The organism is Oceanobacillus sp. FSL W7-1293 (genome assembly GCF_037969815.1).
Taxonomy (GTDB): domain Bacteria; phylum Bacillota; class Bacilli; order Bacillales; family Amphibacillaceae; genus Oceanobacillus; species Oceanobacillus oncorhynchi.
In genome coordinates this window covers 2,399,215-2,415,699 of sequence record NZ_CP150212.1, presented here as the reverse complement: position 1 = coordinate 2,415,699, position 16,485 = coordinate 2,399,215, and the positions used below count along the sequence as shown (strand labels likewise).

The window sequence follows — 16,485 nt, the reverse complement described above, 5'->3', positions numbered from 1 at the left end:
AACTTAACACACTTTATGACATCCGTAAGGGAGCAAGAATTTCTATTTTAAAAACGTACTCGGCATAACAACAAGAACGACTTCCCCACTGGCGCAGAGAGCATAATTTGCAAAGATTTCTGTATGAACCTTCCATCTTTTTGGATGAATTTCTTCCACTGTTCCAATGGCCTTTAGCGGCGTATCCTGTGGAGTTGGCTTAAGAAATTCCACATGGAGGCTTGCCGTGACAAATCTGGGCGGTACCGAACCATCACCAATTTCATTTCCGTTTTTTCGGTGCAAAGCAAGTGCAGCCGATCCTGACCCATGACAGTCCATTAACGAAGCTATCAACCCGCCGTAAACAAAACCCGGGATTCCCATGTACTTTGAATCAGGTGTAAAAATGGTAATTGTCTTATCTCCCTGCCATCCAGTTCGCAGGTGATGACCATCTTTATTTAATCGACCGCATCCGTAGCACCAGGAAAAATCATCGGGATAAATATCTTGTATTGCTTTTTCTATCTTTTCTTCCATTCTGCATCCCCCTCATTAAAACAGATGTAATAAAAGCTAGTGATTTGTTGTGTTGTATTACCAATATATATAAGTTGTTTCCGATATGCAATAATATTCTGATAAATGAACCAAAATAGCTTGCACTTCCTTCTGAATTGCAATAGGTATTAACAGGCTGCTACTTTACAACAAAAAGAAAGAACCCATTTTGAAAATAATCAAACAGATTCTTTTTATATAAACAATGATTAAGTGCCTCCACTCATTGATAAAGAGGCATCCATGGCCACCGTCATAATAATGACTGCTATCTTTATTATTTTAGCAGGAGCTTTGTTATGGATGTCTTTTCCGATCAAGTATATTTTTTATGACAATTATCTGTTAGTGAAAGGCGGACCATTCAAGAGTAAAATCGCTTATCAAAGCATAAGGAAAATTTCGCCGACAAAAGATATCTTTACTGGTTATCGCATTCTATCTGCCAGGAATGGATTTGAATTATTTTACGATTCAGCCATACTTGGCAGTGTAAAGATTTCACCAAAGAATAGAAGAGAGTTTATCACGGAATTAAAAAAACAATCTCCTCATGGAACTATTCAGGAATAAACCTTTATTCAAGGGAAAGAACCTCAACTTGTCAGAGAATCGTTGGGGTTCTTTTATCTATTCATTCATTTCATAAGTACCGTGCCCGTTTTTGTTTAAGTAGAAAGAACACCGGATGAAAATAAACGCGATGATTACAAATAAACCGGCAATCCAGCTTAAATGGACGATATTTATATACTGAATAATAAGACCGCCCAGGGCAGAACCTAACATCATTCCCACATTCATTAATGCAGTATTAAAACTCAGTACTGTTTCAGATGATTGCGGCTTTAAAGATACTAAATAAAATTGCTTTGCCGGCGTGGTTGTCCATGTTGCTATTCCCCAAACTGCCAACGTGATAAATACGCCTGTCATGGTATATTGTGTCAATGCCAAAACAAACAAAGCAATAATGTGGATACATAAGCTAAGTGATATGGTTCGATCAGGCCCCCATTTATCTACCGCGTATCCTCCAAAACGGGAGCCGATAAAAGCAAAAGCTCCTAAAACAAATAATGCGATACTTGTCATCTCTATGGAAAAACCAGCCGTGTTACTTAACAATGGAGCAATATAGGCAAAGACCATAGTATACCCTAAAATCCAAAAAATGGTCGTCAATAACCCTGTAAGCACTCGTTTATCTTTGATAATCAGCAATTGCTGTTTAAACGGCAGCGGCTGGTTTCCTTCAATAGCCGGCAATAATTTATACAGTCCTGCTAATAACAATACCGTACCAAGTGCAATAATCAAGAAAATATACCGCCAATCTACATATCCTGCTAAAAATGTTCCTAAGGGTACCCCAAGTACTAAGGAGATAGTAAAACCCGTAAGCACTGTTGCCATGGCGCTTCCCTTTTTTTCAGGTGCTGCAATTTGAGCAGCATAATTGGTAGCTACTACAATAAATAATCCTCCGCTCATTGCCTGGATAACTCTGGACAGCATAAGAACGATAAAATGATAGCTGAAAAACGCAACCAGATTTCCTAGAATAACCATAACGATGGCGTATAAAAGGACCTTCTTACGGTCAAATTTGGAGGTTAAGATAACCAATACCAAAGCGCCGACAGCATAAGATAAAGAATAAATCGTAATCAATTGTCCGGCAGTTGAAATAGAAATATCCAAATCAAAAGAAATCAGTTCCAATATTCCTGAAACCACAAACTCCCCTGTTCCTGTTACAAAAGCTCCTAAGGCCAAAAGAATAATTGTAAATTGGTTTATATTGTTTTTCATTTTGTATCCTCTCCCTTATTTAGACATTGAATTTATTGTAAATCCCGTGTTAACATAAGTAAAATTGATATTTTTAATAAGGGAGATGAGCAATTACTCATGAGCATTGTTCGTTTTGAAATTATTGCGACCGTATTTGAATTGGGAAGCTTTACCGCTGCCGCTGAAAAATTAAATATGACACAATCGGCAGTAAGTCATGCAGTTGCCAGTTTGGAATCTGAATGGGATGTTTCTTTATTCATTCGTGACCGCAGAAAAGGAATAACCCTGACGGAAGTAGGACAAAAAGTGCTCCCTCATATCCGGGAAGTATTGAAGAGAATGGAAAGTATTCACCAAGAAATCGCTCTGGCAACTAACTTAGAGACTGGTATCATTCGCATCGGTACATTTGCAAGTGCTTCTTCTTGCTTATTGCCAAAGCTGCTTGCCAAATTCCAGAAAAAACATCCGAAAATAGAATTTAAATTTTACGAAGGCACCTACGAAGAAATTACAGAGTGGTTGAGCTCTGGAGTGATTGATATTGGATTTGTTGTAAAAGGAGAAGCTAATCCAAATTTCGATTTTGTCCCTCTTATCAAAGATGATATGGTGGTTGCCTATCATCCGGCACATCGATTTCAATCCGAGGATACAGTGGATACGGCTGAATTAGCGAAAGAATCTTTTATTATGCCCACGGGGATGTATCAATCCCATGTAGAAGCATTGTTTGAAGAAGCACAAATAAAACCTTCTATTCGTTTTGAAGTGCATGACTGTACAACGATTGCGAATATGGTGCAGGAAGGCCTGGGGGTCACGGTTGGTCCTGAGCTGTTTTTAAAGTCGCAGCAAAACATAAAGGTCAGTAATTTAACCATTCAAAACAGTCGTGAAGTGGCGCTTGCCTGCCAATCTATTGCGGAGGCATCACCGGCTGTAAAGGAATTTCTTCATATTGCAAAAGGGGTTTCTTACTGAGCTGAAGGTAAAACATGAGGGGTGACAAAATTAACCTGTAAATGCAGAAGCTGACATTACTTAAAATATTTAAAACCTGATGATTTTATTTGAAATCGCCAGGTTTTTTGATGCCTTTCTATTTTTAGTCATTACTAACAGGATGATTTCCCAGAACAGATAGTATATTTGAAAAAGCAAAATGTGTGGTATCCTTAGAGATTTGCTCCAGCTCCTCCATTTCTTCACAAACAACTTCTGCCATGTAATTATACTCTCCGCCAATTCTCCATAAATCTATTATATTACTATTCTCCTTACAGTAATTCATTAACTTTTCACAGCTTTTGGTCTTAAATAAAACGAAGCCATGGATTCCTTTATTGAGCTCTTTATTATTTACCTCAACCGTATAACGCTTTATTACATAATCTTCTAATCTTTCTATCCTTGTTTTCACAGCAGGAGATGACATATTTATTTGCTTGCCGATTTCTGTATAGGTAAGTCTGGCATTTCTTTTTAATAAATCTAGTATTTGATGATCGATATGATCCAACATCCTTTTCACCAGCTTTCCAATTACTTTAAAATTTAAAGTTTTCCATAGCATATACTTTAATCATTCCATTGTAAACAATTCAGTATCGAATTAAAATTCGATATGAGGTGATAAATATGACGTGTTCTATCTTCTCCGAGTATAAAATTGGGAACTTAACATTAGATAATAGAATTGTAATGGCGCCAATGACAAGAGGATTTGCTGATAACGAAACAGGTGAAGTGAATTACTTGATTGCAGACTACTATGGAAAACGGGCAAGGTACGGGGCAGGATTAATCATTACGGAAGGTGTCGCCATCAACAAACTGGCCAAAGGAACCTATGGGATACCAGGGATATATACGCCTCGTCAAATATTAAGCTGGAAAAAAGTCACGCGGGAAGTTCATCAGTATAAAACAAAAATCTTTGCTCAGCTCTGGCATGTTGGCAGAGTAAGTCATCAGGAAATTCTAAAAGGGCATGCTCCTGTTGCGCCCTCTCCTATCCGTGCCAGCGGACATGTGCATCGTTTGAGGAAACCTTTCCAAGCTCCCAGAGCTTTAAATAATATGGAAATTTATCAAATAATAGCTGATTACAAAGATGCAGCAAAAAATGCGATGGAAGCCGGATTTGACGGAGTTGAGATACATGCTGCACATGGTTACCTGATCGATCAATTTATCAATGAGAAAACGAATGACCGTCAGGATGAGTTTGGAGGTTCCTTACAAAATAGGCTGCGATTTTTAGATTTAATTATTAAAGAAGTAAAGAAGGTTGTTCCTAAAAATAGAATCAGCATTCGAATTTCTGAAAAGAAAGATGATGATAAGGATTATGTATGGGAGCATCCAGAAGAAATGGTATGCGCTATAACAGGGATTCTTTCCAAGCATCAACTAAAAATTGTCCATCCATCGGTAGAAAACTACGGTGATATGCTTCAACATAATCAAAAATCGCTTCATGAATTATTCAGGCAATACTGGGATAAAACGCTTATTGCTGTTGGAAATATTGCACCTGAAAAAGGGGCATCCATTATTGGAGAGAATCAGGCAGACTTAGTAGCATTCGGAAAATTATTTATAGCTAATCCAGATCTGGTCGTTCGTCTGAAAGCGAATCAGGAGATTTTTCCGTATCAGACAAAAAATCTGCATACATGTTTAATTTAAGCAGTATATCAAGTAAGATAAGCACTCCTTTATCTCGTTTCTAGTTAAAAGGAGTGCTTTAAAATAACAGTACTTAAAGAAGCGCAACAGCCTATGTAAAACGAATGGTTTTCGAAATAGAATGACATTAAAATATTCGAAGCTTTTTTCACTATTATTCTATGAGAACTGTTTATTTAGTTCTACAACCATCGCTCCCATTTTAGGCTTCCTCGGCTGAAATACTTTCTCAATGCCATTCTTCTCTAATTCAGCCGCAGTCACCTTTCCTATCGCTGCTGCTAAAACTCCTTGATTAAAGGCTTCCGCCAATTTCTCCTTATCCTCCTTCATAAATAAATTTCGCACCTGTGTTTTACTGGTAAAAACAACAACATCTACATTTTGAGAGGTAATGGTTTCTTTTAGTATCGATAAAATCTGTTGGTCTGGTTCTTTATAAGAATAGGGTTTAGATAAATAAACAGCATACCCAAGCTGTTCCAGACTTCTTTTTAAATACACGTCATCCTCATTATATGTCTGCAAATAAATTTGTTTTTCTTCGCCCTGTTTGACAGGAGGTAAAGATGCAAACAAATTTTCCATTGTTCCATCTGCAGAAAGAATGCTTGGTATCAGGTGATGCTGTTTCATCCACTTTGTCGTTTTACTGCCGCGAATGGCAAGGGTTGAGCTTTTTAGTTTATCTATGAAGCTAGTATGGATATGGAGTCTCTTTGCGGATTGCTCTAACGTTTCTGCTCCTATCCCAGTAGTTAGTATGACAAAGTCAAATGTGTTTTCTACAAGCTTTTTTACATCCTGCTGACAAATCGAATCATTCAGCTGATACTCTCCTTGAATCGGTAATTGAATTGTGTTTCCGCCATGTTTACTGATTAGTGTATCAATTGCTTTTGCCTGACGAGATGCAGCAACAGCAACTTGTTTCCCTTTAAGTCCGTCCATATATTTCTCCTTTTCCTATAGATTTAGTATTCATTCTTTTATTTATTATATTACAAATATTCCAGTGGTTCAGCAAATGATTTCAAAAAATAACTTCTTAATCATTTTCTTTTATCATACCAGTCAAGTGTGTTCATAAACTCCACATTTCTTATTTCCTCTATGGAACAATTCGTCACCCGTCCATCTTTTAAAAATAGATGAATCTGACCTTCTCCATATCCAGATACTTTACATTCCAAGTCTTTATAATAATTCCCGTTTCGCATCACATTCGCTTGAATCAAAACAGGAGAATTCGTTGCAAAAGCTTGGTTCAGTACTTTTGCGATGGCTTCCTCGGTCATCTCTTCTTTTGCTTTCACTTCGATTAGCTGATCATTCATTTCTTCTTTTTTGAGTGCTTCTGAATGGTCGCTTAACATCATTCCTAACCATTTCATAATTCCTCTGTCTTTATACCCGAACTGTTCAGGCGTAACTCGCGTAATCAATATTTTTTCCATATTCACTCTTCCTTTCCAGAACGATGACCGCCAAGCAATTTTGCGCGGTATCTCGCCATTCCGTTTTTAAGCAGACTAGAAGCATGCAGCAGGGAAGTATAACCATGTTTTCTTCTCACAAAATCAATCGTTTTATCCAGCTCTTCGTTTTCTATTGTTTCTTCTGCTGATTCAAATAAATTTAGTTGCAATGATTGCTTTATTTGAAGTTTTCCAAAAGTAACATTAATCACTCTTACGGGCATATTATCTTTATAATATTTATGAAAAATAAACAGCATGTGCGCTTTTAATTTTTTGGATGAATCCGTTGCTTCAATCTTTATCTGATGGCTAAACCCGCCTAGTACTGTATCTCTCGAATATCCAATGGTCAGCTTGACAACACCTGTCATGAGACGGTGCTTCCTTAACCTTGCCACATTCTCATCCGTCATTTCCCGAATAACCGTTTCAATATCGTGTTTAACCGAATAATCTCTGTTTAGTATCTGATTTCTGCTGAAGGAGGTACTTTCAGGTGTGTACGTGTCCGATAACACGGTTCGATCTATTCCATGTGCATGAAAATAGAGCTGTTGACCAATCACACCGAACTTTTCTTTTAATTTGCCAATATCATATTGAGCCAAATCATACATATTTCGAATCCCTATCCGATTTAGATTGGCCTCCGTTTTTTGTCCTATCCCCCAAAAATCAATTAAGGCTTCTATCTTCCATAATTTATATGGAACGTCTTCATAACGCCATTCCCCAATAAAGCCTCGTTGTTCGTCATGCTTTGCCTGATGATCGAGTGCCAATTTTGCTAAAAGCGGATTATCCCCTATTCCCACAGTTAACACTAATCCCAATTCTCTCCATACATCACGCTGGATTTTCCTCGCTATGTCATGCGTACTGCCAAAAAGTTTATGTGATTTCGTTACGTCGAGGAACGATTCGTCAATAGAATAAACAAGTAAATCCTCTTTCGCTACATAACGCTTAAAAATACGTAATATCTCCATATTCTTTTGTAAATACACTGCCATACGAGGCTCCACGATGTCTATATTTGCTTTCCGCGGGATTTCATAAATCCTTGTTCCTGTTTTCACGCCATACTCTTTTTTTACTAAAGGAGAGGCAGCTAACACCAAACCGCCTTGATTATCCGGCTTGGATACAACTGCAATCCGGGATTTTAAAGGATGCTGCTTACGTTCGGCAGCTTCTACGCTTGCGAAAAAAGATTTGACATCTATACACATAATGTCCCGCCGAGGTTCCTTCGAATAATCCATCATGATAATGTTTTTCATCATACTCTCTCCTAATACGAATGGGTGTTTGCATATCTATTATACGAACGTATATTCCTATGGTCAACATAATTCCGTTTAAATAGTCGTGTTAATATATGGAAAGCTGAGATGAATTGAAAAACCCTTCGCGAAATGTTAATCGCAAAGGGCCTTCCGTAGTGAATTATCCTGTTATTCAATTTCAATTTTGCGGTCATCTTTGTTCCAGTTAAGGCTAATATCATCTTTTTTACACCTCAAGGTTCTGCTTCAAAGCTGAATTATTTAGTCATTCCTTTAAATGAATCATGTGAATATCCCTTTCATCATGTGATAAGGAAAGCTGATTGTATATATAGTCTTGATCAGGGTTGCTGGGGTTAGAAAAATACACGGTATCTATTTGCGTATAATAAATCGTACTTAAACACATTGGACATGGCTCTGTACTTGCATATATCTCACACCCTTTAAGATTCGTTGTATTTAACGTTTGACAGGCTTCGCGAACAGCTTGAATTTCCGCATGCGTAGTCGGATCGTTCGTTGCTGTTACTTCATTCATACCAGACCCAATTACTTTTCCATCTTTGACAACCACTGCTCCAAATGGGGCTCCCTGATGCTTTTGTTCATTTTCATTTGCTAATTTGACTGCTTGTTTCATCCATTCTTTGTTCGACATGTTGGTCCCCTCCTTTATGATGTTTCGTTTTACCAATTATGCTTCAGATTCCTTCAAAATACGTTCAATTTCTTTAAAATCAAGGCGCTCTGCATGCTCTAAAGGAGTAATGCCATCTTTATCACCAATATGGATGTCAGCACCATGGTCTATTAATAGCTTTACTATCTTCTGATGATTTTCCCCGCCGTTTCCTAAAATAACCGCTTCCAATAATGCAGTCCATTGTAAATTGTTTATATGGTTTACGTCTGTGCCAGAATTCATTAAAAGCTCCTCTACCACATCAACATGCCCGCGCTCTGAAGCAGGAATAAGCGCCGTTCCGCCAAACCGGTTTGTTAATGATGTATCTGCTCCTGCTCCAACAGCAATCTTCACGATTTCAAGGAATCCTTCAGCTCCAGCATATAGAAGCACATTATCCTGGTTGCTATTGCGGATATTTATATCTGCTCCTTGTTCGATAAGCGCCTTGACAGTATCTGTATGATATTTTTGCGTCGCAGCCATTACTGCGGTTACACTGTGTTCATCTGTTGCATCAATATCTGCTCCAGCTTCTATTAATTTTAAAACCGTTTCTGTATTTCCTTTTGCTGCTGCTGAAATTAACTTTTGTTCCAAATTGATTTCCTCCTTCTTTTCTTTCTGTGTTGAAAAATCTTCGGCAGCTGCACTGCGATAAAAATATTTTCAGCTTTATCATAACCCTTACCCCGTTATAAATATGTTATCATGGAGGTAGTTATATGAAAAATATTAATTTAATTACATTTACTTATTTTTTTCATATATAAAACGAAACTTCATTATAGGGAGTGTTTTGGAGACGCGATAAAGTAGAAAGGATGTTTACGATGGATATTAGGCAGCTGCGCTATTTTATTGCTATTGTAGAAGAAAGGAAAATTTCTGCCGCCGCTAAAAGACTTCATATGTCCCAACCGCCCTTAAGTCAACAATTAAAAGCTATGGAAGAGGAACTCGGTGCCACATTAGTCGAAAGAAGCGGTAAATTTTTAGAAATGACAGAAGCAGGGAAAGCTCTGTATACAAATGCGCTGCAAATAACTCAATGGATGGAAGAAACCGAAACAGAGGTAAAAGAGGTTGGCAAAGGGGTAAATGGGAAACTCACTATTGGTGTCAACACATTTTCCGTTAGCGAATTGCCACATACACTTGAACAATTTCAAAAGGAATTCCCAAAAATCACATATAAAATCCAACAAAATGAATCCTCCCATCTTTGCCAATTAGTCAGGGACAGAATTGTCGAACTGGCAATTATCCGGATGCCGTTAGATTTGGACGATTTTTCTGTTCTCCATCTCTATAACGATCCTTTTTATTTCATTACGTCTGAGGAGCAGACATCATTTGATAAAGAAGTATCACTTGCTGAAATCCAGCATTATCCTCTCCTGTTTCCAAGTACAGAGGGATTAGGTGTGCACTATTTGATTTTAGAGGCATTTTCTCGATTTAAACTGCACCCTAATAAGATTGGGGAGTGCTCTGACATTAGCCTTTTAATGGACCTAGTTGCGTCTGGCTTCGCCGCATCTATTGTTCCGGAAACTCTACTGAAACGATATCGCGGGTATCCTGTAAATGCTTATCGGATATCAAGTGCGATAGAGTTAAATGGACCAGTCGGGTTGATATGGCTCAAAGATCACAGTTTGTCCAAATCTGCTCAAAATTTTATAGAGTTGCTCCAAAAAGGATAAATTCCCCACTTCCGCAGCATTTTATATAGGTTTGGTTCATACTTTTCTGTTTGATTTTGTTTAGCAGCCTTTTATATCCCCTATGGAATATATCTAAGTTTTATACACAGCTTTATTTTAAATTTTGCATATAGTTCTATAAAAACACCTTCTAAAAGCCGTTAATTTTATATGGCTTTTAGAAGGTGTTTTTAGTTTTTATACTGGAGATGATTATATAGATAATTCATGCTCTTTCTATTACACGTTCTGCTCCGCTTTAACTCAAGTCCTTTTCATAGATATAATTAAAACTTTTCTTCATCATCTACCACCATATAAGGCCGCATCATATCATAATCCTCATGCTCTAAAATATGACAGTGCCACACAAACTCTCCGCTATATGGAGCGAATTTAGCGATGACTCTGGTAATGGTTGCAGCACGAACCTCGATGGTATCTTTCCAGCCGCGGTGATTTGCTGCGGGGGCCTCAGGCGGTCCGGTAAATATGATTTTGCCATCTTGATTATATTGCTCCAGATCGAAAGGCTGATGCTCCAGCACTTGAAATTGAACAAGATGAATGTGAATTGGATGAGAGAAGTTGGTTGTGTTTGTAAAAGCCCAAATCTCTGTTGTCCCTAGCTGCGGATTTTCCGTGATTGGATCATGCCAGTGCTTGTTGTTGAGAAGTAATAAAGGTCGATCAAATTCATCAGCAGATCCAACTAATTTTAAATATCGAATACCAGAAATATCATTTTGCTTTAATGAAGGAATAACAGATAAAGTTTGTGTCAAATGGCTTCTATCTTTATTTTTCAATGACTTTGTAACACGGAACTGCATGATATCTCCAGTGTCATCGTTTGGATCAGCGTCTGGTCCTAAGTCATTTTTTAATAGAATGGACTGACCAGCTGCTTTTGAAAAATCAATAATGACATCGATTCGTTCTGCCGGCTGAAAACCGATTTTTTCGATTTCAACGGGATGCCTGAGCAGCCCGCCGTCCGAACCGATTTGTTGAAAGTTTATATTAGAATCAAGATGTAACTGGTAGGACCTTGTATTGGAAGCATTTAAAATCCGGAACCGATATTTTCTTGGTTCCACCTCTAAGAACGGCCATGCCTTTCCATTAACGATTATTGTATCTCCATTGTATGCAGGCAGAATAGACGGATTTGGCAGGTTTTTTGCTGCATCATCAGGCTGTGATGGGTAAAATAAGGAACCATCTGCGTTCAAGCTTCGGTCTGTAATCATAAGCGGAATTTCATAGTCCCCAGCAGGCAGGTTCAATGATTTCTCGTGCTCATCCCGAAGAATATACATCCCTGCCAGCCCTGCATATACATTCAGCCGCGTAATTCCCATAGCGTGATCATGATACCAAAGCAGGCTTCCGCGCTGATGATTCGGATACGTAAATGTTTCTCTTGAAAAAACAGGTCCGGTTTCTTGGAAGTTATTTGTGTACCATGCTTCCGGATGTCCATCGCTGTCAGCTTTTGTTTCGATGCCGTGTAAATGTACAACAGTACGTACGGTGGGGAGCTGTTCAAGACCATGAATCGATACATCAACTGGAAGCAGATGCTTATTCGGCAATTGGTTAAGCCATGCCACGTGAACCGGTTCATCCCGATTTGCCTCAATCATCGGGCCGGGAAACTGACCGTTATACCCCCATAAAGTGGTTGCTGGTAAATCACGATGCAGCTTACGCTTGAATTGCTTCATCGTGATTTCATAGTGAACCCCGTCCCCTGTTTTTTTATCAGGCTTTAAAGGCTGTAGATTAGGAAGCGGATCCACAAATTTTTCTAGCTTACGGCGCATTCGTATTCACCCCATTTCTTTATAATGCGTGTTCAAAAAGTACGATAAATAGGACCAAGAAATTCAAGGCGATGAGATTTTTACGAACGGAGCGTATGTTTTGAATACGTGAGTATTGGAAAAATCCTGTCAACGCAGAAATTCGCTGTGGCATTTTTATTGGACTTTTTAAACATCCTTTCGTAATAGTAAATGTGACTAGAAGCAAAAAAGTGCAAAACTGATGTACACGTATACTAAAGTAATTAGGGTGATACAAAATGCGTCATTTATGAAAAAATGACTTGGATAAGCTTTACATGATTTGTTTATTGTTTGATGTGTCATGGTATGCTTTTTTATATTTCAAATTATATTAGACTAAATCATCTAACTTCCACAAAGTTTGACTATTTCATCTAACTTTTGATATATTCGATGATATAACCAAACTATTCTCTGAGATGAATAAGAAAGGAGCTGTTTTATTCATGTCAACGGAAGTTTCCATCTTCATTATGGATATAAGTAATTCGTCAAAAGAAAATATCGGGAAGGCATTAAGTGATTACCTGGGACAATTAAAAGAAAGTATTTCTCTATGGACCAAAAATACAGCTGGAACACAAATCAGTCACCGCGCCGGAGATGAATTGGTACTTGTGAGCAACGGCTATGCAACAGCATATACTCTTGCTTTTTATATCAGCCGCATCTGGAAATTTACTGATCATCCGCCTTATTTTGGCCTGTCATTCGGAACGGTTAAAGAGGATGTAAGGGATATAAATATAGAGACATGGATTCATCCATTGATGAAACAAGCAAGGAACGCTAATAATCATCTGAAAAAACAGCCGGATAGATTGCTGTTTCGTTTTGCGTTGCCTGCTTCATCAAATGAACAAGACTTCACGGTTTTTAGCAAGCAGTTCGAAATCTTGATTAATACGAATTTAATGCTGAAGCAGGGACAAATCAACAAACAAACTGACATACAATCTCTCGTCTGTTCATTATATCTCATACTCGGTCAACAAAAAAAGGTAAGCGAACACCTTAAAAGAACAACAGCTACCATATCCCACCATATGAAACAGGGCAAAACGCAAATCATCTTGCATGCTTTTGATAATATTGTAAAGGTGCTAGATTCATTAGAAGCGCAAGATAACCATCGTCTAACAGATAAGCTGCAAACAAATATTAACCATCATATCATCACACATCTATCTGATTATTTCCCTGAGGAGAGGAGATAATCATGACAGTATTATTGCTTCTTCTCACACATTTGATTGCTGATTTTTGGCTGCAATCTGACCAGATGGTGAAACATAAAATCCAGCATTTAAAAAAACACATCCTTCACCACCTGCTGACAACAGGTATTGTACTTGCGGTAATATGGGGCTATCAATATGAGTTTCAGCATGTCATTTCCTATTTTATTTCACCTTTAGCTTTTATTATAATCACACACCTTTTGATTGATTTATTAAAAATAAAATTTGTAGATTCCCTTCCCAAAAGCCCGACGGATAATATGAAGAAACTCGGATATTTTCTAGCAGATCAAGTCTTACACGTTATGATGATACTCCTGACCTGTATCCTTTTCTTTCATATGACAATTGCAGAGATGACAGCGAGTCTTTTAAACTTGAATGGGACAAGCAGTTTAACTCTGCTCAACACAGCATTATTTTTTGTCATCATTTATATTTTGGCGACAAGTGTCAGCGGGCATATTGTAAAATTTATCATTGGTTCGTTACCATCCGAATTTGCCAATTTTGAAGGTGAACTGACGTTGAAAAACCAAATAGCTGCCGGAAAGAAAAAAATCCAACCTAGCACAGACAATCGTTTTACAGAGGAATATCACTTTTTCGCTTACTCTACCCCGCTTCGTTCGCGCGGCAAGCTTATCGGCTATCTGGAAAGATTGCTGGTGGTACTATTAACAGCAGCAGGCGCATATCAGTCGATTGCATTTATCATTGCCGCCAAGTCGATTGCCCGATTTAAGCAGTTAGACGACCGGAACTGGGCGGAATATTTCTTGTTAGGTACACTGTCTTCTATTTTTCTAGGTTTGGTGCTTGGACTTGTTGTACAAGGAGTTCTTATGTAAGCGATAAGGACTTTTACTAGATTGGTCCCTTTCCTTCAGCAAAAAATCAGGCTGCTGAATATTGCTCAGCAGCCTGATTTTTTGTAAATCACCGTACTTACTTAATTTGAATCACAATCTTTCCTTTCGCATGATGGGTTTCGCTCAATCGATGCGCTTCCTTCAATCCGTTCTCGGTAAGCGGGAAAGTATGTCCAATATACGGTTTTAATTTCCCATCTTCCATCAGCTTCCCTAATTCAGACAGTTCTCCTCCATCTGGCTCAAGCCATAAGAATCCTGCCTTGACTCCTTTTGGTTTGGCTAACTTTTCATCTGGCTGTCCTGCAATGGAAACGAGCCGTCCGCCTTCCTTTAATACATGGAAACTTTTATTCAGGATTTCACCGCCCAGCGTATCCACGACAATATCATAATCTTGAAGAACATCTTCAAAGTCTTCCTCTTTATAATTAATGAATTGATCGACACCTAATTCTTTTAAAAACCTCTCATTTTTACCGCTGGCAGTCGAAGCTACATAGGCACCGAAGCTTTTAGCAATCTGAATGGCCATGCTGCCAACACCGCCGGAACCGGCATGAATCAACACTTTATCGCCTTTTATTATTTCAGAGAAGTTCACAAGACATTGCCAGGCAGTAAGACCTGCAAGCGGAACTGCTGCCGCTTCTTCAAAACTGATATTTTTGGGTTTCAAAGCCAGCAGTTCTTCATCTACCGCTGTATAAGCAGCATACGTGCCATTTGGTGTAAGAGCCGGTCTAGCAAATACCTCGTCACCCACTTGAAAAGAGGTTACATTTTTACCGACTTGTTTGATGACCCCTGCCACGTCCCATCCTAAAATAATTGGAAATTCAAAAGGCAGTCCTTCCTGCAGGTAACCTTCACGCAGCTTCCAGTCAATCGGATTAATAGACGTAGCGTGCATTTCTACTAATACCTGATTATCTTTTATTTCTGGAATTGAAATATCGTCTTTTTCCTTTAGCTGATTTGCATCGCCGTATTGTTCGATAATAATTGCTTTCATGACCAAAACCTCCAGCGCTTATTTTCTATTGCATTTTAATATTATCAAACAAATTTCTTTTTAACAATTAACACAAATTCGCTTGTTCACCTTATACAGGTTCTGCGCAGTATGCGTTTCCTATCTCAAAAATAAGAGGATTAATTTTCTTTTGACGCTATTCCGCCAGTAATTCATTTCCTCGTAATTTAAAATATGCTGACAAAGACTATAATCAATGTTACTATTAGTAATATAACTAATAGTAACTTTGTCTTTAAAACTGAATAAGGAGGAACTGTGATGCTTTCTTTTTCATTCCTAGGTGCGTTTATTTTTGGATTCATTGCACTTTTTACGCTGCTGGTAACTTTAGGGTTGCCATTTGGAGAATTTACCTTAGGGGGAAAATACAGGGTTTTACCTATAAAGATGAGAGTAATAAGTGGAATCTCGCTGATTATCCAAATGATTGCAATTATAACGATACTTGACGTTAGTGGGATAATTGCTGTAGATTTCCCATTTCCTATCGAAAAAGGATTATGTGTATTCTTTGGATTTTATTTATTACTGAATACAGGGATGAACTTTATATCTACCAGCAAAAAGGAAAAGTATGTCATGACCCCTTTATCTTTCTTGTCATCTATGTGTTTTTTTATCACAGCATTTTTTTACTAAAGGAGAATGTATTACGATGGATACTATTATTTTAGGATTTCTGATGATTCGGGGTTCAACGATTTATGAATTAAGGCAATCTATCAAACAAACCCTGTCTACTGTCAGCAGCGACAGCACAGGCAGTATTCAAGCAGGAATCAAAAAATTAGTGAAAAAGGGATGGATTACTTTTGAAGAGCACGTGGAGGGCGGTGTAAATAAAAAAACATATTTTATTACAGAAGCTGGAGAAAAACATTTTAGAGAAAATATATCAACTCCTATGTTATACAAGGAAAAAAATATGGAATTAAGTAAATTTTTCTTTCAAGGCTTCACACATCATTCAGAGCACGAAGCGTTTATCAGCAGTTATCTGGAAGAATTAGAAAAAGAATTACATCGCTTGGAAGCTATTAAAATAACGATTGGTCAAAGAAATAATTTCAGCCGCGACTATATAAATAATTTAAAAGAATCTGGCGGTGCAACAGAATTTATGACGGAAGAGGGAGTAAAATCAATTGCCTATTTCCAATATGCAACGTTGGATTTAGGTATAGAGAAAATTAAATTTGAAATCGACTGGTTTAGGAATTTTCAATCAAAATTAAAGGCAGAAAGGATGGAGAATAACAGGGAACAATAAAGCTGC

Annotated in this window: 18 protein-coding genes; 8 read left to right on the top strand and 10 right to left on the bottom strand. The window is 37.9% G+C overall.

Annotated features, from left to right (window positions below; all coding sequences use genetic code 11):
* Positions 1-42 precede the first annotated feature (42 nt).
* Positions 43-522, bottom strand: coding sequence for a PaaI family thioesterase (locus MKY65_RS11855; RefSeq protein WP_339185052.1), 480 nt, complete (start codon positions 520-522; stop codon positions 43-45).
* A gap of 264 nt (positions 523-786) precedes the next feature.
* Here MKY65_RS11855 and MKY65_RS11850 point away from each other — a divergent pair, with 264 nt between their 5' ends.
* Positions 787-1,116 carry a PH domain-containing protein gene (locus MKY65_RS11850; protein WP_339185051.1) on the top strand — a complete coding sequence of 110 codons (330 nt, stop codon included), beginning with the start codon at positions 787-789 and terminating at the stop codon, positions 1,114-1,116.
* A gap of 57 nt (positions 1,117-1,173) precedes the next feature.
* Here the strand turns inward: MKY65_RS11850 and MKY65_RS11845 are convergent, their stop codons facing one another.
* The gene (locus tag MKY65_RS11845; protein ID WP_339185049.1) at positions 1,174-2,358 is read right to left on the bottom strand and encodes an MFS transporter; all 1,185 of its coding nucleotides are present in this window, start codon (positions 2,356-2,358) and stop codon (positions 1,174-1,176) included.
* A 99-nt stretch (positions 2,359-2,457) separates the two neighbouring features.
* Between MKY65_RS11845 and MKY65_RS11840 the strand changes: the two genes are divergently transcribed.
* Positions 2,458-3,327, top strand: coding sequence for a LysR family transcriptional regulator (locus MKY65_RS11840; RefSeq protein ID WP_339185047.1), 870 nt, complete (start codon positions 2,458-2,460; stop codon positions 3,325-3,327).
* A gap of 124 nt (positions 3,328-3,451) precedes the next feature.
* Here the strand turns inward: MKY65_RS11840 and MKY65_RS11835 are convergent, their stop codons facing one another.
* Positions 3,452-3,868, bottom strand: a complete 417-nt coding sequence (locus MKY65_RS11835) for an Lrp/AsnC family transcriptional regulator (RefSeq protein WP_175297061.1) — start codon at positions 3,866-3,868, stop codon at positions 3,452-3,454.
* A 116-nt stretch (positions 3,869-3,984) separates the two neighbouring features.
* Between MKY65_RS11835 and MKY65_RS11830 the strand changes: the two genes are divergently transcribed.
* On the top strand, positions 3,985-5,037 hold the full coding sequence (locus MKY65_RS11830; RefSeq protein WP_339185045.1) for an alkene reductase: 1,053 nt from the start codon (positions 3,985-3,987) through the stop codon (positions 5,035-5,037).
* Between the two features lie 159 nt (positions 5,038-5,196).
* Here MKY65_RS11830 and MKY65_RS11825 read toward each other — a convergent pair whose 3' ends face one another.
* From MKY65_RS11825 to MKY65_RS11805, 5 genes are all read right to left on the bottom strand, one after another.
* A complete protein-coding gene (locus MKY65_RS11825; protein ID WP_339185042.1) occupies positions 5,197-5,988 on the bottom strand; it encodes a uroporphyrinogen-III synthase in 792 nt (263 codons plus the stop codon).
* Between the two features lie 101 nt (positions 5,989-6,089).
* Positions 6,090-6,494, bottom strand: coding sequence for a hypothetical protein (locus MKY65_RS11820; protein ID WP_339185040.1), 405 nt, complete (start codon positions 6,492-6,494; stop codon positions 6,090-6,092).
* A gap of 2 nt (positions 6,495-6,496) precedes the next feature.
* Positions 6,497-7,783: a Y-family DNA polymerase gene (locus tag MKY65_RS11815; RefSeq protein WP_339185226.1), complete on the bottom strand. Its 1,287-nt coding sequence runs from the start codon at positions 7,781-7,783 to the stop codon at positions 6,497-6,499.
* Between the two features lie 289 nt (positions 7,784-8,072).
* Positions 8,073-8,468: a nucleoside deaminase gene (locus MKY65_RS11810; RefSeq protein WP_339185037.1), complete on the bottom strand. Its 396-nt coding sequence runs from the start codon at positions 8,466-8,468 to the stop codon at positions 8,073-8,075.
* Between the two features lie 36 nt (positions 8,469-8,504).
* Positions 8,505-9,095, bottom strand: a complete 591-nt coding sequence (locus MKY65_RS11805; protein ID WP_339185035.1) for an ankyrin repeat domain-containing protein — start codon at positions 9,093-9,095, stop codon at positions 8,505-8,507.
* Between the two features lie 233 nt (positions 9,096-9,328).
* Here MKY65_RS11805 and MKY65_RS11800 point away from each other — a divergent pair, with 233 nt between their 5' ends.
* Positions 9,329-10,204, top strand: a complete 876-nt coding sequence (locus MKY65_RS11800; RefSeq protein WP_339185033.1) for a LysR family transcriptional regulator — start codon at positions 9,329-9,331, stop codon at positions 10,202-10,204.
* Positions 10,205-10,491: 287 nt separating this feature from the next.
* Here the strand turns inward: MKY65_RS11800 and MKY65_RS11795 are convergent, their stop codons facing one another.
* On the bottom strand, positions 10,492-12,033 hold the full coding sequence (locus tag MKY65_RS11795) for a multicopper oxidase (protein ID WP_339185031.1): 1,542 nt from the start codon (positions 12,031-12,033) through the stop codon (positions 10,492-10,494).
* Positions 12,034-12,503: 470 nt separating this feature from the next.
* Between MKY65_RS11795 and MKY65_RS11790 the strand changes: the two genes are divergently transcribed.
* Positions 12,504-13,274 carry a hypothetical protein gene (locus MKY65_RS11790; protein WP_339185029.1) on the top strand — a complete coding sequence of 257 codons (771 nt, stop codon included), beginning with the start codon at positions 12,504-12,506 and terminating at the stop codon, positions 13,272-13,274.
* Between the two features lie 2 nt (positions 13,275-13,276).
* Positions 13,277-14,149, top strand: coding sequence for a DUF3307 domain-containing protein (locus tag MKY65_RS11785; protein ID WP_339185028.1), 873 nt, complete (start codon positions 13,277-13,279; stop codon positions 14,147-14,149).
* A gap of 97 nt (positions 14,150-14,246) precedes the next feature.
* Here MKY65_RS11785 and MKY65_RS11780 read toward each other — a convergent pair whose 3' ends face one another.
* Positions 14,247-15,185, bottom strand: a complete 939-nt coding sequence (locus tag MKY65_RS11780) for an NADP-dependent oxidoreductase (RefSeq protein ID WP_339185026.1) — start codon at positions 15,183-15,185, stop codon at positions 14,247-14,249.
* 282 nt (positions 15,186-15,467) lie between these two features.
* Here MKY65_RS11780 and MKY65_RS11775 point away from each other — a divergent pair, with 282 nt between their 5' ends.
* Both MKY65_RS11775 and MKY65_RS11770 read left to right on the top strand, forming a co-directional pair.
* Positions 15,468-15,848, top strand: coding sequence for a hypothetical protein (locus MKY65_RS11775; RefSeq protein WP_339185025.1), 381 nt, complete (start codon positions 15,468-15,470; stop codon positions 15,846-15,848).
* Between the two features lie 16 nt (positions 15,849-15,864).
* Complete coding sequence (locus MKY65_RS11770) at positions 15,865-16,479, top strand: PadR family transcriptional regulator (RefSeq protein ID WP_339185024.1); 615 nt, start codon at positions 15,865-15,867, stop codon at positions 16,477-16,479.
* Positions 16,480-16,485: the final 6 nt, after the last annotated feature.